Here is a 20,600-nt window from a genome sequence, read left to right as displayed (position 1 = left end):
GTGTGCGTGCATGTGCTGGAACCGCTGGATCACCGCACCATCGATACGAACGGCTACGTCAGTAGCAGGGGCGCGATCACGAGAGCCTGTCAGCCGAAGGACTGCTGAGCACACCGCCGCTCGCGGGGGCGTATCAACCGGACCTCTGGTCTTCTGCCTCGGCATTCTCGCTGCGATTGCCGAACTGCCCGCCGCCCAGTGAGCTCTTTCAGCGTTACCGCTCCAGGGTGAGGACGGCCGCGGCGATTGACGACATTCGATTCGGGCTGCACCGGCTCTGCGGAAGATGTGCCAGGACTTCAGACGGGCCACGCCCCGCTCCACCGGTGCCCGTGCCACCGAGAGTGCGCGGTTGACCGTTTGTTGGGTCGGCGGCAACCCGCGGCCGGGTGGGCGTCTGACGGGTGTCGCCACCCACGGCCCTGCCCCCAGGTAGGCGCGGTCGGCGAGCACCGGGATGCCCTGGCGTTCGCAGATCCGTACTTGCCCCGCTGCCACCCTCCATCGCTCTCTTCGATATCGAGCCATAACGGAGCGTCACTCGTCACAGAAGTCGAGTGACGACTTACCTAGCTACGACCAGAACTCGTCATAGGCCTTCTGATCGGACCACAGGTCCCAGCCCTCAGTGATCCTGCCGTCTCGGATGTGGAAGACGATCGCGTAGTCCATGTCGAGCTCCTTGCCTTCACGCGAGGCCATGGCGTGGAGCAGGGCGACCGTGTGTTTGTCGTTGGCGAGCACATCGTGGAGTTGCGGCCGGTACGTGCCCCCAGACATCCGGAATTCCTGTTGAAACAGAGCGAACGCCGCCTCACGACCACGGAAGTCACCCGCCAGTGGGCCCTGGCCGGGGTTATGCCACACCACATCGGGGTGGAATACCTCCGCCAGCGCCTCCATGTCGCCAGCCGTGAAGGCGGCCATGGCCCGTTGAAACACAGTGATGTTCGGGTGATCAGTCATCACAGCCTCTCTTAGCCCCGCGAACGTAACCGGAGGCCGGCCACGCAGCCGCAGCCGCAACGGGTTGGTCGGCTCACACCTACCTGATTGGGCCACAGGGGAAGCCATGAGACGTCTATCGCCTTCTCCCCATCGACCGGGTGTGCCCGCCCGCTGATCACAGATGGTCTACACGCCAGCTGTCAGTGAGCTCTTCAGCGTGGCATGCCTCAGCTCGTCGTGTACCAGAAGACCGACGACTACGGGGTCACCAGGTTGAAGACCGGGTAGATCTTCGGCTCCACCTCCGGAGCACCGGCCTCCCGCAAAAGCGGCAGGACGACTTCACTGAACCGGCGGAACGCCTCCTCGGACTCCCAGACGTCGGCGACGTACCAGCCATCGGGAGTGGGGGCGGAGGTGTGCGAGATGAGGCCCGGTACGGGCCAGTCCGCGGGCGTCTTGACCAGGCCACGGTCGCGGTTCACCTTGTTGGCGACCTGTTCGTACTGGGCCTGGGTCATTCCGGGTTGGTCGAAGATCGCGACGATTGCCACGCTGGGCTCCCTTGCGCGCAAGTTTGCAGAGTCAGGCCCAGCCGACCATCTCGGGCAGCCGGCCGCACCTCCGACTGCGCCGTACGGACGGCCGGCTAGGAGCTGTCCACGCCGCTCAAGCCCTTTAGGGTCGCGCGCGGCCCTTTCGTCACCCAGTACCCGCGCTTTTCGTCGGTGACCCGGTGAGGGGGTCGGTGTCCGCAACGCACGAGGCTCCCGTGCCGTTGAGGGAGGTGTTCGAAGGCTCAACTAGCTGGCGCAGAAGCCTCGTTGGTTTCCTATCCTGACGCACTCGACCTGCCCCATGCTCTGGTCGAGTGGGTCACCATGCTCATCGTCACCCGCGAGGGTGACCGTCGCTGCAAGCTCCCGCCGCACCAGCGTGCCCTGGTCGGCTTGGTGTACCTGCGACGACACGACCCCTTGCGCAGATCGCGGCCGGTTTCGGTATCGCCGTCGGCACAGCCCACGCCTACACGGCAGCCGTCATTGACCTGCTTGCCGAGCGCGCGCCCGGCTTGCTGCGTGCCCTGCGTGAAGCCGACCCCGACTACGTGCTGCTGGACGGCACCCTGGCGGAGTGCGACCGGGTCGGCGACGGTCGGGCCGACTACTCCCACAAGCGCCGTCGGCACGGGGTGAACGTGCAAGTGGTGGCCGATCCTGCCGGGCGGCTGCTGTGGATCTCGCCCGCCCTGCCTGGCCGTACGGACGACCTGACCGCGGCCCGTACCCACTGGATCATCCGGATCTGCGAACGCCAGGGCATCCCGGTGCTCGCCGACCGCGCCTACCTGGGGGCAGGGCCGTGGGTGGCGACACCCGTCAGACGCCCACCCGGCCGCGGGTTGCCGCCGACCCAACAAACGGTCAACCGCGCACTCTCGGTGGCACGGGCACCGGTGGAGCGGGGCGTGGCCCGTCTGAAGTCCTGGCACATCTTCCGCAGAGCCGGTGCAGCCCGAATCGAATGTCGTCAATCGCCGCGGCCGTCCTCACCCTGGAGCGGTAACGCTGAAAGAGCTCACTGTCCGGCGGTGAGTGCCCAGTGGACGCTGGACGGGTCGGTCACGCTCACAGTGCCGTGATCGCGGGGGCGCTTCATGGTCAGCTTGGTTGAAGGTGCTTCTTCCTCGGGTTCGACTGCACCCCGAGATGTGGGAAGCGAGCCATGGCAGACCTGACGAGAATGGTCGATCGGAGTCACTTCTTGCTAGCCAACGCCCGCTTCATGACTCTTGCCACCTCGAACGGCACCTCCCCCTGAGCCTCGGCCCTCAACTTCTCGTGTGACCTTACGGACCCCGCCCGCGCGCCGGGCGTGCTTAAGGGGCGCGCGGTGGCTGATGCGCTACCAGACTTGGAGTCTGCGCGGCCATTTTCTGGCATCAGACTCCGATTTCCCCATCATGCTATATGGCCAGGCGCAGGGGTTGGGGGGACTGTTGGGCACTTGGGTGTGGGGGGATTGGCGTGACGCCGGTATTGGTCAGGTAATTGCCGCTGGTGAGGTGGGGGATGTTGACCCCGTGGCTGCGGTTTTCGGCGTGTTGACTCTGGCCGTCGGCGTCTGGGCGGGGTGGCTTTCTGCGCGGGCATTGCGTCTGCACAGGACCCAAGTGGCCACAGCTGTGGGGCTTTTGGCCGAGGCGGTGTTGGTCACGGAGCGCGACGCGCGGAGTAAGATACTCGGTGCGCATGACAAGACGATCGACGTGGAATTCGACTTCCGTCCCGTCACGATGCATGACGCTGCGGGTGCTGCCTCAGTGGGACATCTGGCGGAGGTAGTCGCATACTACGGGCAATTGCGTCCACGTCGGATGGTAATTACCGGGGCGCCGGGGGCGGGTAAGACGGCCCTTGCTGTGGAGTTGTTGCTGGGCCTGCTGGAAGAGCGGGCGCCGGAGGATCCTGTGCCCGTGCGACTTTCGGCGGCCGCCTGGAATACCGACCAACCGTTGGACGTGTGGCTATCTGCATACCTGGCCGAGGTTTATCGGGTGCCTCACCCCACGGCCAGGGCATTGGTCGCTGCTCGCCGGGTTCTCCCCGTGGTGGACGGTTTGGACGAGATGGACGACGATCCGGCTCTCACCTTTGCTTCTCGTGCCGCTCAGGCAGTCCGCGCGCTCAACGCCTACCAGCATGGGCGGGGCAAAGGCGAACTAGTGCTGACGTGCCGGAGCGACCAGTACGAAGCGCTGAAGGCAGTGGGCGCTGGGGTGGAGGATGCCGCCCGTGTGGAGATCCGTCCGGTCAGCGCCGTCAAGACACGCAGGTTCCTCGAAGACCGGGTCAGCGATGTCGCCCGTTGGCAGCGGGTGCAGCAGACGATCGATCACAGCCCGTCCGGACCGCTGGCCCAAGGCATGTCTACGCCCTGGCGACTCACATTGGCGGTGATCATTTACGAGCAGCGCGATGCGCGTAGCGGCGCCTACTTATACGATCCCGATGAACTGATCGCTCCGGGGTTGAATACCGCCGAGGCGGTTCGTGATCACCTCCTGAGTCTGTTCATCCCTGCCGCCACCGCAGTTCATCCGTGTCCCAACGGCGTCTCTTACACGCCAGAGCGAGTCCATACCTGGCTAGCCGCTCTTGCCACCTACCTGAGTCAAAATGCGATCACGGGGCGGAGTCTGGTGGGGCGTTCACTGTCGGGCACCGACATAGTTCTGCACGAATTGTGGCCTCTGGCAGGTGCCCGCCCTCCTCGCATAGTTCACGCCGTCCTGATTATCGGGGTATGGAGCATGAGTGCCGCAGCAGTGGTGGCCCAAGCACCGATATCTTCCACCCCCTTATTTCGGCTGACTGCGGCTATGTGGGCTTTGGCGATGCTGTGGCCAGCGTTCGTTGCGTGGCGTGACGCGTGGCCGGAGACGACTCGCGCGGACCTTCATCGGCTGCGAACGCGCTCTGGAGTTCGCCGTCTTGCGTCTGGTCTGCCGGTTGGACTCGCCGGCGGAGGTGTGGCTGGCGTTGGGGTCGGGATTGTGGCCGGTGTTGTCTCTGGGGTCGTGGTTGGGCTTGTCACCGCGCTCGTGGCCGGAGTCTCTGCGGGGCTCGCCGCCCCGGGGCCGATTGGGGCGGGCGACTCGGGAGACATGGTGCGAGACGACCTCGCCTTCGGGCTGGGCTTCGGCTTGATGGCTGGGCTCGCTACCGGGCTTACGGCTGGACTCGCAGGGCCTGTGGGCGGGGTCGTGATGGCGGCTGCGGGCGGAGTTCTCGGTGGGGTAGCGGGCAGGGTGTTCGGCACGGTCGCTTCGGGAGCCATGTTCGGGCTGACTGGGGGTGGCGCGGTAACGCTCATGAGTGTGGTTACTGCCGATCATGCCGGAATACTGGCTGGCGTACTCACGGCCTGTCTGGCCGGTGGGCTCGCCATCGGAATCGGAGGCGGCCCCGTATTCGGTCTCGCGGGTGGGCTGGCCGGCACTCGGTACATCGCTCTGCTGTTGTGCACCCGGCGATGGAACAGAAAATGGCTGCCCTGGCGGTTGGTTCGATTCCTGAACTGGTGCTGTGGGGCAGCGCTGATCAGGGTGGCAGGGAGCGGTTACCAGTTCCGACATCGGGAACTGCAGGACTACCTAGCGCGGCACCCGAACCCGTAGCAGCTCATCACACTTGGCACATTCATATTGATCCGAAACTCAATTGCCGACACGCGGGGGCATGTACCAAGGACACGATATGTGGCTCCTCCGGCGCCGTGGGCATGCGGAGGAGGCCATCTCCAGGGCAGGACCGTGGGCTACGGCTCCGCCCCATGGCTCCTGTCCCGGCTACTTTTGGGCTCGGTCGCGTACGGCTGCACCATCCACCCCCGGTCGAGTACGGCTAGGCCCTAGCTTCAATGCCCGTCAAAACCGTGGATCTCCTGCTGCCGATCATCGACTTCGGTCAGCAGAGTGCTTTCAGGTCCACCGGCGCTTATCAGTGGTTGTCCTACTGATTGCGGTCGGGTGGGTTGTTGCCACGACCGTCGCCGCCGGGATCACCCGGTCCCTCAGCCGTCAATATCACCTGTGCTTGTAGCCCTGTTGGAGTATGGCCGCAGATGGATACGCACATCCAGATTGGGCCGACCGGGAAGAAGTTGCTGCCGCTTACGGTCAAGAACGCTGGGCCGGCGCCTAGCGGGCACTCTCACTGACGTGAGCGAGGCACTCGATCGGGTGGTTGAGGCCCTGGCTGAGGCGAGTGAGGAAGAGGTGGCCGCTGCGCTGGCTGCTGTCGGGGCTTCTGACCTTCGACGATCAGCGCCGCGGCGGGTGCCCGTTACACCTCTGCCAGGTTCCGCAGAGCCCTCGGGTATCCACTCAGAGGTCGAGTGGGTCTGAGTGCTGAGACCTTTGTGAGGCCCCGTATGCGATGTTGAGCCCCCTCTGAATGCAGAGGGGGCTCAATGCTGTCCGACGCCGGTGAGCTGCTTGAACGGCGGCTCAGCTTGGCACCACGGGGTCGAGACCGCCGTGGACGTCACGCTGTTTGGCCGCTACTGAGAGCGGTTCGCCAGCCGTTCGGGTACCTCTTCAAGTGCCCTGAGCAGCGGTGAAATCGGTGTCGATGTCGCCCAAACCCTTGATGGCGCTGTGGAGGCTCTGCCCGAATTCGAGGGGCCGGTTGAGAGCCCCGCCTGGGGGGCCGGTAGTGATGAGATCGCCGGGTTGCAGTGCGGTCAGCGTACTGGCGTGGCCGATGAGGGTGGCGACGTCGAAACACAGGTCGGAGGTGTTTGCCCTCTGGCCCAGTCGGCCGCCGAGTGTGGCCGTCAGAGTCAGGCCTCGACCGCCCACGGGGAGATGGTCGGGCGTTACCAGAGTCGGCCCCATCAGGAGGATCGATTGGGCGGTCCGGTTCCGCGACCTGTGGGGGTGTCTCAGCCCCAACGCGTCTCAGGCGGCGCAGCTCCCATAGACGAGACGTGACGGGCGTCGCGGCCACGTGCCGCAGCGGTCGCTCAGAGGTGGCCGTCCAGGAACTTCCGTACCTCGGCGATGGTCATAGGCCCTGTCCCGTGTGCCACCGCCTCTCCCTCCTTCAGTAGGACGTAGGACGGGGCTCCGGTGATCCCGTATCGCTCGGTTGCGGCCGGACAACGCGTGATGTCGGCGCGGACGGTCGTCAGGCGGCCCGTGTAGTCGTCGGCGATGCCACCCACGACGAGGTCCATCACCCGGCAGGGCTCGATTGCCTTGGGCCATGTCCCGGTGAAGTATGCGAGGACCGGAACTCCGCTCATCCCGAGGATGAAATTGAACTCCGCGTCCTCACGGGGTCGGTGAACCCGCTTCGCCATGGAAACTCCTGACCTCACGTTCCGTCATTCCATCCCCATCATCCCTCGCGCGGTGTGCCAGGCCGGCCCGGTCGGTCGTCCGGTTGACCTGTCGGAAGGAAGGCACGGGGCCGTCGCAGAACCACGGTGGTCCCCGGCGCGAGCGGCCCGGCCCCCCTCGCCCATAGTGACCCGGCCTGGCCGCCCCACCGGTCACCCAGCTGCAGCCCGCCGCGCGCCCGTGGGTCAGCTCGTGCCAGGAGAGCGCCCTCCATGACGACATGAAAGCTGTTTTCCAGGGCATAGCGGCCCAGATCACCGACCAGATGCTCGATGAGCGCGTCGACGAGCGGGCCGGTGCGCATCGTCCACCGGATCCGGTCGAGCCGTATCCGCCACCGCGCTTCTCCGAGACAGCGCCCCCGACGGGCTTCCCGAGGCCCTGTCTGGTCTTCACATCAACCCCCGGTCTCAGCTGGCCAATACCGCTCTTCCCTGGGCTGTATGAGCCAGCTGATGGCACCGCCAACGAGGCGCGAATCCTGGACCGCTCGCGGACGCGGGCCTGGACGGTCGAAGTACGCGTCAGCTGACCCGAAGACCGACCGCCAGCGTCAGTTCAAGGACCCGGTGTGGCGATGCGAGATCCGGAAACAGCTCCCGCAGCTGCGACATCCGGTACCGGACTGTCTGGGGATGGACGAACAACGCCGCCGCCACCTCGTCCCGCCTGCCCTGGTGCAGCAGCCACGCCCGCAACGTCTCCTCCAGCCGCCGTGCGGTCGCGACAGGCAAGGTCCGCAACGGTGCGAGGGCTCGGGCGCGCAGGTCTGCGAACGCGTCCACGTCGGCGCTCAGCACCAGCTCGGGCAGGTGGTCCTCGGTGTCGCGAATATCGGAGGAGAGGGAGCGCGCGCGTACGGCTCGTGCGTACGAGGCGGACGCGCGAGTCCATGGCCGGGCCGGGCCGACCACGGCGGTGCGGTCGGTCAGCTGTCGCAAGAGATGTGATCGGTCGGCATCGGGGACGAGCAGCACACCGGTGGCGTCCGGCAGATCGTCGAGGACGAGGGTGCTCGGGTCGAGCGCGCGGTAGGCAGGCCGGGCCTGGGCGGCGGGCAGCAGGACCGCGGTCAGTGAAACCGGAGGCTGCCACCCGGCCCGTTGAGCAGAGGCCAGCAGCACGTCCGGGCTCGCGCCGGCGAGGAGGTCGCGGGCCAGGTGTTCCAGGTGGCGCTCGTGGTCCCTGCCCCGGGCGGCCAGTTCGTCGGCGTGGCCCGCGGCGCTCGCGGCGGAGAGCTCGTCGATGTAGGCGAAGGTCAGCTCGGCGAACTTGGCGACCTCGGCGGCGGGCAGACCTGCGGGTACGGCACCCGCTGCCAGGCATCGCCAGGCCACGCGGGCGCCGACACGGTAGGCGCTGAGCAGGGCGTCCATCGAACGGCCGTCGCGTACCTCGCCGCGGCCCAGCTCGTAGGCCGCGTCACCGGCGTCGCCGCCCGTGGCGTTCCCGCTCGCGAGGTCCAGGTAGTGCCCCAGGGCGGTGCGGACGGCGCGGCGGATGGTGGCGCCCATGTGGCCCGAAAGAGCGTTGGCGTAGGGAGGGACCTCGTCGATGATCGCCTGGACGACCTCGTCGGCGGTGCTCTTCAGCGCGGCCCGAAGTGCGGTGACCGTCGTCTCATCCAGGGCCAGTTCGCTGGCCCTCCGGATTGCATGGCTCACGTTTCTATTCCCTGCGAACAATTCAGTCGACCAGATTTACGTCCTGCGGTCAAGATTTTACGCCTTGAGGCGCAGCAAGCTGGGGCCATGACGAGTACAGCCCTCCGCGGCAGGGCGTGGAAACTGCTGGAGATGGTCACGACGCCGCTGCTGCCGTCGGACTACCTCGACCTGGTCAGCCCGCTGCGTGCGGGCGCTGACCTGCGTGGGCGCATCGAGGCCGTGCATCCCGAGACGGGTGACGCCGCGACTGTCGTGATCAGGCCGGGACGGGGCTGGCGCGGCCACACGGCCGGTCAGTACGTGCGGATCGGGGTCGACGTCGACGGGGTGCGCCTGTGGCGTGCCTACTCCCTCACCTCGCCGACAAACCGCCAGGACGGCCGCTTCACGATCACCGTGAAGGCGATCCCGGACGGCAAGGTCAGCAACCACCTGGTCCGCAGGGCGAAACCGGGCACGCTGATCCAGCTCGACCAGGCGACCGGTGACTTCGTGCTGCCGCAGGCCAAGCCTGCCAAGGTGCTCTACCTGACGGCCGGCAGCGGCATCACGCCCGTGATGGGCATGCTGCGCGACACCGAGTTCGACGACGTCGTCATGGTCCACTGCGCGCCACAGCCGCGAGACGTGATCTTCCGCAACGAACTGCACGACCTGGTCGCGGACAAGAACCTGCGGCTCACCGAGGTGCACACCGACACAGACGGCATGCTCGACATCGCCCGTCTCGACGCACTCGTGCCCGACTGGGCCGAGCGCGAGACCTGGGCCTGCGGGCCCGCGGGTCTGCTCGACGCCGCCGAAGTGCACTGGACCGAGCACGGCGTACAAGAGCGCCTGCACACCGAACGCTTCCGCCCCAGCATCGTCGTCGCCGGCGACGGCGGCGAGGTCACGTTCAGCGCCACCGGCAAGAGGGTCGACGCGGACGGCGCCACGCCGTTGCTGGACATCGGAGAGGAGGCCGGCGTGCTCATGCCCTCCGGGTGCCGCATGGGCATCTGCTTCGGCTGCATCACGCCGCTCAAGGCGGGCGCTGTCCGCGACCTGCGCACCGGCGAGATCACCGAAGCCGAGCCGGGCGTCCTCATCCAGACCTGCGTGTCCGCCGCGGCGGGCCCCTGCGACATCGAACGGTAGGAGCACCTTGACCGCCATCGACCCCACCGCCCACCTGACCGCGGAGCAGATCGAGGAGCTTGGCCGCGAGCTGGACGCGATCCGCGACGAGGTGATCGCCGGACGCGGCGAGAAGGACGCCGCCTACATCCGCAAGGTCATCTCGGCGCAGCGCAAGCTCGAGCTGGTCAGCAGGGGCGTGCTGCTGTTCTCGTTCTTCCCGCCCGCGTGGCTGATCGGCACCGCCGGTCTGTCCGTGGCGAAGATCATGGACAACATGGAGATCGGCCACAACGTCCTGCACGGCCAGTGGGACTGGATGCGGGACCCGAAGATCCACTCCACCACGTGGGAGTGGGATCACGTCTCGCCGTCCGATCAGTGGAAGCACTCGCACAACGAGCTGCACCACACGTACACCAACGTGATCGGCAAGGACAACGACCTCGGCTACGGCATCATGCGCGTCGACGAGGACCAGAAGTGGCACCCGTTCCACCTCGGCCAGCCGCTGTGGAACTTCCTCAACGCCTGCTTCTTCGAGTACGGCATCGCGGCGTACGACCTGGAGCTCGGCAAGAACCTGCACAAGCGCCGCCGCAAGAACCCGGAGTTCCGCGCGCGGGCCAAGGCCGTGGGCCGCAAGATCCGCAAGCAGGTGCTCAAGGACTACGTGATCCACCCGCTACTGTCGGGCCCGTCGTTCCTCACCACGCTCGCCGCCACGTTCACCGCCAACCTGGTCCGCAACATCTGGACCCACTCGGTGATCATGTGCGGGCACTTCCCCGAGGGCGTGCAGGTCTTCGAGCGCCGGTCGATCAAGGGCGAGACGCGCGGCCAGTGGTACCTGCGCCAGATGATGGGCTCGGCGAACATCAGCGGCAGCAGGGCCATGCACTTCATGACCGGCAACCTGTCGCACCAGATCGAGCACCACCTGTTCCCGGACCTGCCGAGCAACCGCTACGCCGAGGTCGCGGTGAAGGTGCGCGCGCTGTTCGAAAAGTACGAGCTGGAGTACGTCACCGGGCCGCTGCCCAAGCAGGTGTTCTCCGCGTGGCACAAGGTCTTCCGGCTCTCGCTGCCGAACAAGAAGCCCAAGGTCAAGACGCCGGACCGCGAGCAGGAGCTCGTCGCCGTCTGATTCCCGGTATTGGTCTGGACCTCGGTCAGTCGATGCCTTCGACGATGCGGAAGTCGCGCTCGACGCCGTTGGAGAGGGCGACCAGCGCCTCCTGGTAGGCCGCACTCTCGTGCGCCGCGACGGCCTGCTCGAAGCTGTCGAACTCGATTGAGTGGCCGTTCCCGGCTCGCTGTGCGTCTCCTGCCTTCCTGGCGTTGCGGTATGCGCTGCGGAGGAGGCACGTATGCCGGCGAGCGACCCATCGGTGGGCGGAACGCAGGAGGGTGGTCCGCAATGGGGGTCCCGCCCGGACAGTTCCCATCAGCCTGCAGGATCATGGGCGCCTCCTGCCGGGCCGCCACAGAAGAAACGGCGGGGTCGTGGCTGTCTCTGGGGCTGCACCGGGGCTGTGGCCGCGGTGGTTGTCATCGTCGTAGTCGTCCTGGTGGTAGCGCCCGGGGATGGCGATGAGAGCACCACGCCTGCGCCCAGTACAACCATCACCCCGAGGGCGTCGCAGCAGCCACAGGAACCCCGAGGGGAACGAGCCGACCTCATCAGTTTCAAGCTGGACGACCGCTCGGAAGCCGGCATCACCAATATCTGGCTCGTATGGACGATCAAGAACAGCAGCAGTGAGAAGTCGGACTACTCATGGGAGTGGGAGGCGGTAGACGCCGGCGGTACTCGCCTGGCGAACGGTTCGCAACTGGAGACCGATGTGCAGCCCGGCCAGACTGCCCAGGGCGAGTACCCGACGACACTCAAGGGCGTGAAGGGCATCAGACTCAACATCACAAGCTTCGACCGCACTGCCAGCTACTGAACAGAACAGGTCCGTGGAGGCTGAAGCAGCCCGCTGTGGCGAACGTAGCGGCACTCCGAAGCACCGTTGTTTTTGGCCACAGCCCGCAGATGGATACGGCCGTACAAATCGGGCCGCGCCTAATGGTCGAGGCACCAGTGGTAGCAGTCCTAAGGAGACGACAGCGCCGCGTCCGGTAGGGCGTCGCCGAGCGGTCTGTTGCGGGGCGGCGGCCGCCCGCCGGCACAGGAGCGATAGTCGGGGCGAGTCCGACAACCGATGTGGACGCAGCCCCCACGGGGCCGCGAGGGCTGAGTTCAGCGGGTGGCGCGCTCCCGGGTCGTGCGGCGTAGCCCGATGAGTTCGGCGACTGACTCCAGCCAGCGGGCCACGACCTCGTCGCCCTCCACGGGCCGGGCCACCGACGCGGCCGCGTCCAGCCAGCCGCGCATCAGGTCCGAGGCCGCCGGCTCGGGCAGCAGCTCCGGCAGCCGGGCGGTGTAGCCGGTGCCACCGCTGCGGACGGTCCTGCCGAGGAACGCCACCGAGCGGGGCTGGACGCCGAGGCGGTCGAGCGTGACCGCGGCGCCCACGGCTCCGTCGCCGAACAGGGCGCTGCGACGCGGGCCCGGGGCGCCGATGCCGTAGCGCAGGAACATGGCGACGTCGGCCTGGGCCGACTCTTCGTCGGTCTTGCTGGGGTTCATCGGTACCTCCGGTCCGGTCATCGCACGGTGACCGTGTAGATGAAGTACGCCGGGTCGTTGCCGGGGTTGCCCGTCGCGGTGCGGTCGTCGCCGTCGGGGCATTCGCCCAGCACGCAGTAGCTCATTTTGATCTTCGTGGTGCCCGCGGCAACGCCCTGGAAGGTGAAGGTCTGCGTACCGTCACCACCCCCGTCGAGACCGCTGTCGCCCTCGAAGTCCTCCTCCCGGCCGCCCTCCTGGCGCACCGTGGCAAGGTCGGGACCGGGGCGCACGATGCTCCAGTCCTGGCCCATCGAGGGGTTGGCCGGGAGCGTCAGCTCGAACGTGTCGCCCGCGTCCACTTCGATGGACCGCTCGTCGGCCTCGAACGTCTCGGGGCCGAAGAGGCCGCACCCGGACAGCATTACGGCCGTCAGCGGCAAGGCCAGGGCGGCGGACAGGCGGTGGCTGGACTTCACGGGGATCGGCCTTCCGTTCACTGGGCGGGCAGGTGGACGCCGTAGGCGTCGGGCAAGTCCTTGTCGGAGGCCTTGTCCATGTTGCCGTTGACGAAGTCGTCCTCGCTGACCCATGTGGTCGTTCCCCAGGGGTTGTAGACCTGCAGCATGTCGCCCTCCTGACCGACGATCATCATGGAGTGGCCGACCCGGTCGCCGTTCCCGTCCTTGCCCTCGACGCCGATCGGCACCGGTCTGCCCTCGGCGACGGCCCGCTGGATGTCGGGGAGCGCGTCCCGGCGGTCGTCCGCGCTCCTGACCTCCTGGAACTCGTACTCGCCGCCCGTGTGCGGGCTGATCTCCTTGTTGGAGATCTCGGTCTTGCCGTCGTTGTCCATGCCGTCGGGCGTCGAGCCGAAGGGGAAGTCGTACGCGTCGTTGCCGTCGCCCTCGTCGTGCATCCGCACCTGCTCGTCGCGCAGCCGCTCCCGGAAGGCGCCAGGGTCGTCCTCCTGCCCGGACGGGCCGCCGGTGAGTTCGAGGGCGTACACCGGATCGACCATGGCACGCCCGGTGACGACGGTCGACGGCACGCAGGTGTTGCCTTCCTGCGACCACCTCTCGCCGTTGAACGTCTGCTGGTCCGTGTTCTTGTTGGCACCCTCCTTGGGGCCGCTGGTGTTGACCCCCTCGTCGTTCATGCTGTCCCCGGCCGTGGTGACGGGCGTCAAGTGCCGCTGCAGCCAGGCCGGGTCCTTGCCATGGATCTTGTCGCGGAACTCGCCGACCTCCTTGACGTCGTACCCGGCGGCCAGTGCCTTCACGAGGTAGGCCCGTTCCTGCGGGGTCTTCGCCTCGGCGAGCATCCGCTCGAACTCGGCCTCCTCGCGGGCGTCGAGGCGCTCCATCGCGCGGCCCGAGCGCTCCAGGTCGTTCGCGGTCAGCAGCTCGTTCATCTCCGCCGGGCCGCCGGGGCCCGCGATGTCGGCGAGCACGAGGCGGTCGGCGGCGGAGATGTTGTCGGTCTGCATCTGGCCCGCCCGGGCCTCGGACGCCAGCTTGTTGAGGTCGCGCGCCGCGGACCGCGCCGCGTCGTCGGCGACCTCCGCGGCGGTGTGCATCGTTTTGGCGCCCGCGGCCGCGATGCTGCGGGCCCGCATCCGCTCCGCCTCCTCGGCGTCCTTCTCCACCATGTCGTCGAAGAAGCCGTCCTCACCGCCGAGCATGCCGAGCGCCTCGCGCAACTGCTCGCGGCCACCCTTGTCCTGGGCCTTGGCGTTGGTCAGCGCGTCGGCCAAGCGGTACAGGGCGCCGGCCGCGCCGCTGAACGCCTGCTCCATCTGCTCGGCGGAGCGCGCCGCCGCCATCACCACCTCGGACGCCCGCGCCCCGGTGCTGCCCACCCAGGCGTCGGGCAGGCCCTCGCCCGCGACCTTCTGCACCCGCCGGTGCACGTCGGCGACGTCGTCGATCTGTTTGCGGTAGGTCTTGGCGAGACCTTCGATGACCCCGGGGTCACCTACCGGCGCCGAGACGCCCAGGGCGTTGTTGATGGCCCCGATGAGACCGTTCTTGCTGTCGGCCGAGGAGATGGAGTCGTGGTGCTCGGCGAGCTTCTGGCGGCGGTCGGTGGTGGATTCGCCTGCGTCGGACATGACGGGTGCGGCCTTCTGTCGTGGTGAGGGCAGGAGTGCGGACTCGTACGCGGTTCGTAGGACGTAGGACGCTCAGCCGAAGTCGGACAGGCCGCGCGGCGGCGTGCCGGGCGCGGGCATGGTGCGGTAGCCAGGCGCGGGAACATTCCCCGCGGGCGCGGGCATCGTCGTCACGCTCTCGCCGCCCGCCGCGCTCATGCCCCGGATGGAGGCGTGCTCGGCGCCCTGGTAGTTCGCCTTGGACACCCGCACCTTGTCGGCCAGCTCGTGCAGGGCGCTCTCCAGGACCTTGGCCTCTGCCTGCCAGTCACCGGCGAAGTTGTTGTACGCGGGGCCCGCGTCGGAGCCGCCGAGGACGTCCGAGGGGTAGCAGGCGGTGTCCTTGACCGCCCTGGCGATGGCACCGACGTCGGCACCCGCCGTGTCGAGTGTCTGCGCCTCGCTGTTCATCGCGCTCGTCTGGACTTGATAGCCCCCGGCGTGCCCTTGCACGGTCATGTCCGGCCCCCGTTTATCTGATCTTGAGGGCGCAATGTAGCAGGGGTCGGTGGCATGAACACAACGACGCTGACCGCCCTTCGAAAGCTCTCAGGGCGTCGAGAATATTGCTGTGAGTGTCCGCAGATATGCGAGGCCGTGTGGCCTTTGAGCCCCCTCCCGTCTGGGAGGGGGCTCTCGGCGTGGTGGAATTCCTGCCGAACGCGGTGGGTCAGGCTGGGGTGTCGGCGTCCTGCTCGGAGGCCGCGAACGCCTCGGGGCCCTGCTCCGCCGCCGCCGGGTCCATCCACATGACCTGCCAGCCGTGGCCGTCGAGGTCGAAGAAGCTGCGTGAGTACATGAAGCCGTAGTCCTCCGCGTCATCTGCCTTGGAGCCGCCCGCCGCGAGCGCGGCGGCGCTGACCGTATCGACCTCATCGCGGGACGACACGCTGAAGCAGTACAGCGCCAGCGTGTGAGTGGTGGGATCGGCCATCGGCAGTTTCGCGAACTCTGCGAACTTCTCGCGGCTGAGCAGCATGACGAAGGCGTGCTCGCCGACCAGCATGCAGGCGGCGGTCTCGTCGGTGAACTTCGGGTTGAAGCTGAACCCGAGCTTGGTGAAGAACGCTTTGCTGAGCTCGAGGTCCGCAACGGGGATGTTCACGAACAGCATGCGGCCGGGGTGTGCGGGATGGGTCATGGTGGGTCTCCCATGGGTGGCTCGATGGCGTGCGTCCTGGTAGACCGGCCCAGTCGGCGGAACTCATCGGTCGATACACGCGCTGTGCCTATGCGTGCTTTTGCCCGGCCGGGACCCTTGCCCGTTGCGCGCCCGTCCCGGCGAAGGCGCCTCGGGACGCGCTTCGGCGTGTCCCTCGGTGGGACCGACCACGCCGCTGGTTGAATTGTCATATGACTAGGCGTGGTGACGCGGCTCTGTTCGGTAATCGATTCCTGACCATGCCCGCCCCTTCGGAGACTTTTCCCGAGGAAGGCATGACTGCGACGGACGCAATGAGGCTGTTGGACGTGGAACTCGCCATGGAGGGCGATCCGCAGCGCAACCTCGCCACGTTTGTGACCACGTGGATGGAGCCGGAGGCGCAACGGATCATCGCCGAGAATCTCCATCGGAATTTCATCGACCACGCGGAGTACCCGATTTCCGCGGAGATCGAGCAGCGTTGCGTGCGCATGCTCGCCGATCTGTTCAACGCTCCGGGCAGGACAGTCGGATGCCGGACCCAGGGGTCGTCCGAGGCCATCATGCTCGGGGCGCTGTCGCTGAAGTGGAAGTGGCGGCAGCGCCGCGAGGCGGCCCATCTGCCGGTCGACCGCCCCAACCTGGTCTTCGGCGGAGACGTCCACGTGGTGTGGGAGAAGTTCTGCCGCTACTTCGACGTCGAGCCGCGGATCGTGCCGCTTGCCGAGGGCAAGTACACGATCGGACCCGAGGACGTGGAGCCCCACCTCGACGAGAACACGATCGGCGTCGTGGCCGTCCTCGGTACCACGTTCACCGGCCACAAGGACGATGTCGTCGGGATCGACAAGCTGCTGCGGGACGTCCGCAAGGAGCGGGACCTCGACATCCCGATCCACGTGGACGGTGCCAGCGGCGCATTCGTGTGGCCGTTCCTGTACCCGGACTCGAAATGGGATTTCCAGCTTGAGCAGGTGCGTTCGATCAATGTCTCGGGACACAAGTACGGCCTGGTCTACCCCGGCATCGGCTGGCTGGTCTTTCGCGAGGAATCCGACCTGCCGGAGCACCTCGTGTTCTACGAGAACTACTTGGGCAAGACCGACTCGACCTTCACGCTGAACTTCTCCACCGGCGCTTCGATGGTGCTCGCGCAGTACTACAACTTCGTCCGGCTCGGTCGCCAGGGCTACACCTATGTCATGAGGACGATGCAGGAGAACGCCCGTACGTTGGGGGACAACCTGCGGAGCAGCGGCCGTTTCGAAGTGATCGGGAGTGACCTCGAGCAGCTGCCGCTGGTCGCTTTCCGTCTCGCCGGCGACCACGCCTACGACGAGTCCGATGTCGCCTGGCAACTCTCGGCCGAGCGCGGCTGGATGGTGCCGGCGTACACGCTTCCGCCCAACGCGGAGCGGGTGAAGATCATGCGTGCACTGGTCAAGGAGACTCTGAGCCGTGAGCAGATCGATCGCCTGACCCAGGACATCATCGACGCGTGTCGCACTCTGGACGACAAGGGTGCGACCCACGGCAAGGAGCGGGCCAAGGTCAAGCACGGCACCGGCTACTGAGGGCCGAGCGGGGCGCTTCAGCGGTCCTTGGCGCTGTACTCCGCCACGGCCCTGCCGAGGTCGCGTTCGACGTCGCCGGGGGTCTGGAGGCCGCGGCTCGCCAGGTCGTCCAGGCGTTCGCGGGTTTCGGGCAGGGCGACCAGGCCGACGAACCTGGCCGCGTCGGAGCGGACGTGTGCCGGGTCCGGCAGCGTGAGGTCGTTGACGGCGCGCTTGGCGGCCTTGACTCCGGCGGGCGGGAAGCCGGCGATGCGTTTGGCCAGACGGTCGACGAAGGCGTCCAGTTCGGCGTCGGGCAGGGCGCGGTTGATCCAGCCGTAGCGTTCGGCGAGGTCGGCGTCGAAGTCGTCGGCGCTGGTGATGGCTTCGATGGCGCGGGTTCTGCCGAGCCGTCGGGCCAGATGCTGTACTCCGCCGGCGCCGGGCAGGGCGCCGGTGCCCGACTCGAACTGCCCGAAAACCGCGTTCTCGCGGGCCGCGAAGATCATGTCGCAGGCCAGGGCGAGCTCGTTGCCGCCGCCGCGGGCCCTGCCGCGCACCTTGGCGATGGTGATCACCGGGACGTGCGCCAGCTTGTACAGGAACATGCCGAGGGAGGCGTCTCCGGGTCCTCCGGCCTTCGCGGCTTCAGCGGTGTACTGCGGGATCGCCGTAAGGTCCACATGCGCCGAGAAGTATTCGGCCGAGGCACTTTCGATGACGGCGACTCGCACGTCACCGGGGTCGCGGTACAGCGTGTCGACGAGCGAGACCAGGTCCCTGACGAGGTCGACGCCGATGAGATTGAGGGGGCCGGCGGCGAGGGTGGCTAACAGGACGCCGTCTTCCTGCCGGGTGTGGATCGACGCGTAGGCGAAGCTCATGATCACTCCTTGGCGACGAATACTTTGCCGTTCGGGGCCGATCCGGTTACTCCACTCACTCCACTCACTCCATTCATTCCACTCTATGGGGAATGCGGGGTGCGCATCTCGTCAGGAGATTTGGGTCTGCCGAACGGGGGAGCCCCGCGTGCGCAGGGATGGGGGACGTCTGAGCCTGGTGCCATGAGCATCCGCCCTTGGGTCGTCGTCGAGGCGCCGGACAGGCGTGGTCTTCGCCGGGTGACCATGGGCGGTCGGACGGTGGGCAGTGCCTGGTCGTCGGGTGATCTGCGCCGAATACTCCGACGGCTCGATTTCCCGGACGACATCGATCTGGACGACACGGCATTCATTTACTGGCGCGGAGGTGGCAGCGGCACCTGGCCGGACCGTCGGTGGCGAAGATGCGCGACCTTCGCGCTGATGACGGCCGGCCTGCTGGCTTCCATGGTGCTCAGCGCGATGGTCGGCTGGCCGGACGCCACCGGGGCGCTCACTTTCGCGCAACGGATGACCGGGGTTCTCTTCGTGCTGTCGGGCCTCGTGCAGGGCGTGGCCGCGGTGGCGGCGTTCGACTACTGGGGGAGACGGCAGGTCAGGATCTCCGGCGCGGTTGTCCTGCTCGGGGTGCTCATCGCGCTGGGCACGGACAGTCTCCTTCTCGTCATGTGGCTCGAAGAGGCGGAGTACACGCCGTATCTGCTGATCTTCCTGCCGCTTTGGTGCTGGTCTCTCTGGGCGCTCGTCGTGCTCGTGCGGGAGGACTGCTGGAAAGGGGTCCCGCGGCCCAAGAGGTTCGCGGCCGGAGTGGTCGCCACCGCACTCCTGACCGGTGTCAGCCTGGCGTACTCGACCATGTACCAGCCCACCGCTGCTCCGATGCACCTTTCCTTGAAGGCGAAGTTCGGGGCGGCGCGCGCGGATCGTGGGCTGCCCTTTGTTCATGTCCCGTTGTCGCTCTACATGAAGAACACCGGCGGGATTCCCGTCTATGTCACCAACGACATCTACACGGTCCGCGGCAGAGATGCCAAATATGCCGAATTGCCCGGCGTGGAGGACATGTTGAGGGAATGGCGGGAGACCGCGGGAAGGCAGGGGAATCTGGGGGACGTCGAGTTCTACGCCGGTGATCTCAGGAGAACCATTATCAGTAGCAGCCAAGTCTACGGCCCCGGCAAGTGGCTCGAGGTCGGGCAGGAGTTTTCCGTTGAGCGCGTTTTTCAAATTCCCAAAGACGCGCCTTACGGCACTGTTTCCGTCAGCATGCAGGTTTCCTATATGAGGAAGGATCGAGGAAAGCTGGATGTGGACGAGTTCAAGACTCCGCACTATACGTGGCGTGAAAGCGAGGGCAGATTCTACTGTCCAGCGGAGGAGTGCGGGCAGCAGCTCATTTACAGCGGGCGGGTCCGGCACAACAACAACCTCATCAACGTGACGCGCAAGCCACGCTTTGTGACAGCGACCTGGCTGCCGGGGGGAGTTCCTACTTCTTCTATCTCGTCAATTCGCCACTGGGACACGAAAATTTCTCTGCTGGAAGTGAGGCGGGAGTTGGACAGATACGGAGCTGCGAGCGTTCGGGCCGATGCGGAGGTGCCCGTCGCGGAACTGCTGAGATCCGCCGGTCTGTGACGGCGGTCTTTGCCGCCCCACCGGTCCCCGGTCACCAGTCCGGGGTCGAGAGCCAGTCCCCCGCCGTGATGCCCTGCCGATCCAGATACACAGCGGTTTGCTTGCAGTGGGCTGCCGGCTTTCCCGCGAGGGTTACGGTCAGATCCTTCTCCGGCACGACGTCGGCGAGGTTGGTGATGAGCCGCGCGACCTCGAAGGGGGCGTGGGTGTGCTCGTCGTTCTGCAACTGGGCGCGGACGTCGAGCATGGCGTTTCCCTCGGCGCTGGCCTTCCAGAAGTCCTTGACTCCCGCGCTGTCCCAGCTTTGGGGAGTCACATCCTTCAGTCCTTTCGAGAGTTTTCGTTCCTGGACGGCTCCGAATATGGCGTTGGTGCACACCTCGGCGGCCTTCCCGAGTGAGGTGTCCGGCCGATCCCGAGCCGCGGCGGCCTCCTCCTGCGCATCCCTCATACGGGCCGTCCCCTCCCTCATCTCCCGCCGGGCTTCGTCCCGCTCCTCCGGCGAGGACTCGGGGTCACTGGCCCGCCTGATGTGCTGGCTGACCCGCGTCGACTCCTCCCCGACGTCTTCCCGCAGCCCCTTCGGTATGTCCGCGTCGGCAAGGGGTTCCACCCCCGAGCTCGCCCACAGCGTTGCGAGGCCTTCCTCTCCACTGCCGTGGTTCTGCTCCGCCCCATTGCTCACGTTGTTGATGAGCGTTTTCGCCAGCCCCCGCAACTTCGGGGGCGTTTCGGGATCGCCGACCATCTTCAAAGCGGGAGTCGTCCGCTGCACCACCAGGAAGACCCTGGACCGGTCCTCGGGCTGCACATCCGGCTCCTGCCCCGCCTTCAGCGTGGCCGTCACCTGCTTCACGAGCCCGGTCAACTGCTCCCGCACCTTGCCGGGTGTGCCGTCGTCGCTGATGACTCCCAGCGTCGAGGCCACGTCCTGCGCGCTGTCAGTGATCGCCTCCCTGTCCTGGGGTGC

General features: G+C 66.9%; 19 protein-coding genes and 2 pseudogenes. 7 read left to right on the top strand and 14 right to left on the bottom strand.

Annotated elements, in window-relative coordinates:
- Positions 1-214 precede the first annotated feature (214 nt).
- The 3 genes and pseudogenes from OG254_RS17030 to OG254_RS17020 all read right to left on the bottom strand — a co-directional run.
- Positions 215-483: pseudogene (locus OG254_RS17030) on the bottom strand (transposase family protein); the annotation flags it as partial.
- 90 nt (positions 484-573) lie between these two features.
- Complete coding sequence (locus tag OG254_RS17025) at positions 574-966, bottom strand: nuclear transport factor 2 family protein (RefSeq protein WP_405582634.1); 393 nt, start codon at positions 964-966, stop codon at positions 574-576.
- 239 nt (positions 967-1,205) lie between these two features.
- On the bottom strand, positions 1,206-1,502 hold the full coding sequence (locus OG254_RS17020) for a hypothetical protein (RefSeq protein ID WP_405582632.1): 297 nt from the start codon (positions 1,500-1,502) through the stop codon (positions 1,206-1,208).
- 270 nt (positions 1,503-1,772) lie between these two features.
- Here OG254_RS17020 and OG254_RS17015 point away from each other — a divergent pair.
- Positions 1,773-2,514: pseudogene (locus OG254_RS17015) on the top strand (transposase family protein).
- Between the two features lie 334 nt (positions 2,515-2,848).
- Positions 2,849-5,128: an NACHT domain-containing protein gene (locus OG254_RS17010; protein WP_405582629.1), complete on the top strand. Its 2,280-nt coding sequence runs from the start codon at positions 2,849-2,851 to the stop codon at positions 5,126-5,128.
- 921 nt (positions 5,129-6,049) lie between these two features.
- Here the strand turns inward: OG254_RS17010 and OG254_RS17005 are convergent.
- The 3 genes from OG254_RS17005 to OG254_RS16995 all read right to left on the bottom strand — a co-directional run bounded on the left by OG254_RS17005 (position 6,050) and on the right by OG254_RS16995 (position 8,520).
- Positions 6,050-6,406, bottom strand: a complete 357-nt coding sequence (locus OG254_RS17005; protein WP_405582627.1) for a fumarylacetoacetate hydrolase family protein — start codon at positions 6,404-6,406, stop codon at positions 6,050-6,052.
- 71 nt (positions 6,407-6,477) lie between these two features.
- Complete coding sequence (locus OG254_RS17000; RefSeq protein ID WP_405582625.1) at positions 6,478-6,816, bottom strand: thioredoxin family protein; 339 nt, start codon at positions 6,814-6,816, stop codon at positions 6,478-6,480.
- A gap of 564 nt (positions 6,817-7,380) precedes the next feature.
- A complete protein-coding gene (locus OG254_RS16995) occupies positions 7,381-8,520 on the bottom strand; it encodes a PucR family transcriptional regulator (protein ID WP_405582623.1) in 1,140 nt (379 codons plus the stop codon).
- An 87-nt stretch (positions 8,521-8,607) separates the two neighbouring features.
- Between OG254_RS16995 and OG254_RS16990 the strand changes: the two genes are divergently transcribed.
- Together OG254_RS16990 and OG254_RS16985 are read left to right on the top strand one after the other, a co-directional pair.
- Positions 8,608-9,663 (top strand): ferredoxin reductase, encoded by a 1,056-nt coding sequence (locus OG254_RS16990; RefSeq protein WP_405582621.1) that lies wholly within the window; start codon positions 8,608-8,610, stop codon positions 9,661-9,663.
- Between the two features lie 7 nt (positions 9,664-9,670).
- Positions 9,671-10,789 carry a fatty acid desaturase family protein gene (locus OG254_RS16985; RefSeq protein WP_405582619.1) on the top strand — a complete coding sequence of 373 codons (1,119 nt, stop codon included), beginning with the start codon at positions 9,671-9,673 and terminating at the stop codon, positions 10,787-10,789.
- Positions 10,790-10,814: 25 nt separating this feature from the next.
- Here the strand turns inward: OG254_RS16985 and OG254_RS16980 are convergent, their stop codons facing one another.
- Entirely contained in the window at positions 10,815-11,090 is a 276-nt protein-coding gene (locus OG254_RS16980) for a DUF1330 domain-containing protein (protein ID WP_405582617.1), read from the bottom strand.
- Positions 11,091-11,177: 87 nt separating this feature from the next.
- Here OG254_RS16980 and OG254_RS16975 point away from each other — a divergent pair, with 87 nt between their 5' ends.
- The gene (locus OG254_RS16975) at positions 11,178-11,594 is read left to right on the top strand and encodes a hypothetical protein (RefSeq protein ID WP_405582615.1); all 417 of its coding nucleotides are present in this window, start codon (positions 11,178-11,180) and stop codon (positions 11,592-11,594) included.
- A gap of 296 nt (positions 11,595-11,890) precedes the next feature.
- Here the strand turns inward: OG254_RS16975 and OG254_RS16970 are convergent, their stop codons facing one another.
- From OG254_RS16970 to OG254_RS16950, 5 genes are all read right to left on the bottom strand, one after another.
- Entirely contained in the window at positions 11,891-12,280 is a 390-nt protein-coding gene (locus OG254_RS16970) for a hypothetical protein (RefSeq protein ID WP_405582613.1), read from the bottom strand.
- A 17-nt stretch (positions 12,281-12,297) separates the two neighbouring features.
- Positions 12,298-12,738, bottom strand: a complete 441-nt coding sequence (locus OG254_RS16965) for a protease inhibitor I42 family protein (protein WP_405582611.1) — start codon at positions 12,736-12,738, stop codon at positions 12,298-12,300.
- Positions 12,739-12,755: 17 nt separating this feature from the next.
- Positions 12,756-14,372: a WXG100 family type VII secretion target gene (locus tag OG254_RS16960; RefSeq protein WP_405582609.1), complete on the bottom strand. Its 1,617-nt coding sequence runs from the start codon at positions 14,370-14,372 to the stop codon at positions 12,756-12,758.
- A 72-nt stretch (positions 14,373-14,444) separates the two neighbouring features.
- On the bottom strand, positions 14,445-14,870 hold the full coding sequence (locus OG254_RS16955; protein WP_405582607.1) for a WXG100 family type VII secretion target: 426 nt from the start codon (positions 14,868-14,870) through the stop codon (positions 14,445-14,447).
- Positions 14,871-15,081: 211 nt separating this feature from the next.
- Complete coding sequence (locus OG254_RS16950) at positions 15,082-15,525, bottom strand: VOC family protein (RefSeq protein WP_405582605.1); 444 nt, start codon at positions 15,523-15,525, stop codon at positions 15,082-15,084.
- Between the two features lie 239 nt (positions 15,526-15,764).
- Between OG254_RS16950 and OG254_RS16945 the strand changes: the two genes are divergently transcribed.
- Positions 15,765-17,129, top strand: a complete 1,365-nt coding sequence (locus OG254_RS16945) for a glutamate decarboxylase (protein ID WP_405582603.1) — start codon at positions 15,765-15,767, stop codon at positions 17,127-17,129.
- A 17-nt stretch (positions 17,130-17,146) separates the two neighbouring features.
- Here OG254_RS16945 and OG254_RS16940 read toward each other — a convergent pair whose 3' ends face one another.
- Complete coding sequence (locus tag OG254_RS16940; RefSeq protein ID WP_405582601.1) at positions 17,147-17,992, bottom strand: enoyl-CoA hydratase/isomerase family protein; 846 nt, start codon at positions 17,990-17,992, stop codon at positions 17,147-17,149.
- Between the two features lie 183 nt (positions 17,993-18,175).
- On the opposite strand from OG254_RS16940, the gene OG254_RS16935 reads away from it, so the two are divergent.
- On the top strand, positions 18,176-19,630 hold the full coding sequence (locus OG254_RS16935) for a Yip1 family protein (protein WP_405582598.1): 1,455 nt from the start codon (positions 18,176-18,178) through the stop codon (positions 19,628-19,630).
- A 31-nt stretch (positions 19,631-19,661) separates the two neighbouring features.
- Here OG254_RS16935 and OG254_RS16930 read toward each other — a convergent pair whose 3' ends face one another.
- Positions 19,662-20,558: a hypothetical protein gene (locus tag OG254_RS16930; protein ID WP_405582595.1), complete on the bottom strand. Its 897-nt coding sequence runs from the start codon at positions 20,556-20,558 to the stop codon at positions 19,662-19,664.
- Between the last annotated feature and the right edge of the window lie 42 nt (positions 20,559-20,600).

Origin of the sequence: Streptomyces sp. NBC_01092, assembly GCF_045039535.1 — a bacterium.
Classification (GTDB): Bacteria; Actinomycetota; Actinomycetes; order Streptomycetales; family Streptomycetaceae; genus Streptomyces.
This window is presented reverse-complemented; position numbering and strand designations above follow the sequence as displayed.

Bases quoted from the DNA above. Each gene is read 5' to 3' on its own strand.
- OG254_RS16970 (WP_405582613.1), bottom strand. From the start codon at position 12,280: ATGAACCCCAGCAAGACCGACGAAGAGTCGGCCCAGGCCGACGTCGCC.
- OG254_RS16980 (WP_405582617.1), bottom strand. From the start codon at position 11,090: ATGGGAACTGTCCGGGCGGGACCCCCATTGCGGACCACCCTCCTGCGT.
- OG254_RS16940 (WP_405582601.1), bottom strand. From the start codon at position 17,992: ATGAGCTTCGCCTACGCGTCGATCCACACCCGGCAGGAAGACGGCGTC.
- OG254_RS16950 (WP_405582605.1), bottom strand. From the start codon at position 15,525: ATGCTGTTCGTGAACATCCCCGTTGCGGACCTCGAGCTCAGCAAAGCG.
- OG254_RS16990 (WP_405582621.1), top strand. From the start codon at position 8,608: ATGACGAGTACAGCCCTCCGCGGCAGGGCGTGGAAACTGCTGGAGATG.
- OG254_RS17010 (WP_405582629.1), top strand. From the start codon at position 2,849: ATGCGCTACCAGACTTGGAGTCTGCGCGGCCATTTTCTGGCATCAGAC.
- OG254_RS16935 (WP_405582598.1), top strand. From the start codon at position 18,176: ATGAGCATCCGCCCTTGGGTCGTCGTCGAGGCGCCGGACAGGCGTGGT.
- OG254_RS16945 (WP_405582603.1), top strand. From the start codon at position 15,765: ATGACTAGGCGTGGTGACGCGGCTCTGTTCGGTAATCGATTCCTGACC.
- OG254_RS16955 (WP_405582607.1), bottom strand. From the start codon at position 14,870: ATGACCGTGCAAGGGCACGCCGGGGGCTATCAAGTCCAGACGAGCGCG.
- OG254_RS17000 (WP_405582625.1), bottom strand. From the start codon at position 6,816: ATGGCGAAGCGGGTTCACCGACCCCGTGAGGACGCGGAGTTCAATTTC.
- OG254_RS16960 (WP_405582609.1), bottom strand. From the start codon at position 14,372: ATGTCCGACGCAGGCGAATCCACCACCGACCGCCGCCAGAAGCTCGCC.
- OG254_RS17025 (WP_405582634.1), bottom strand. From the start codon at position 966: ATGACTGATCACCCGAACATCACTGTGTTTCAACGGGCCATGGCCGCC.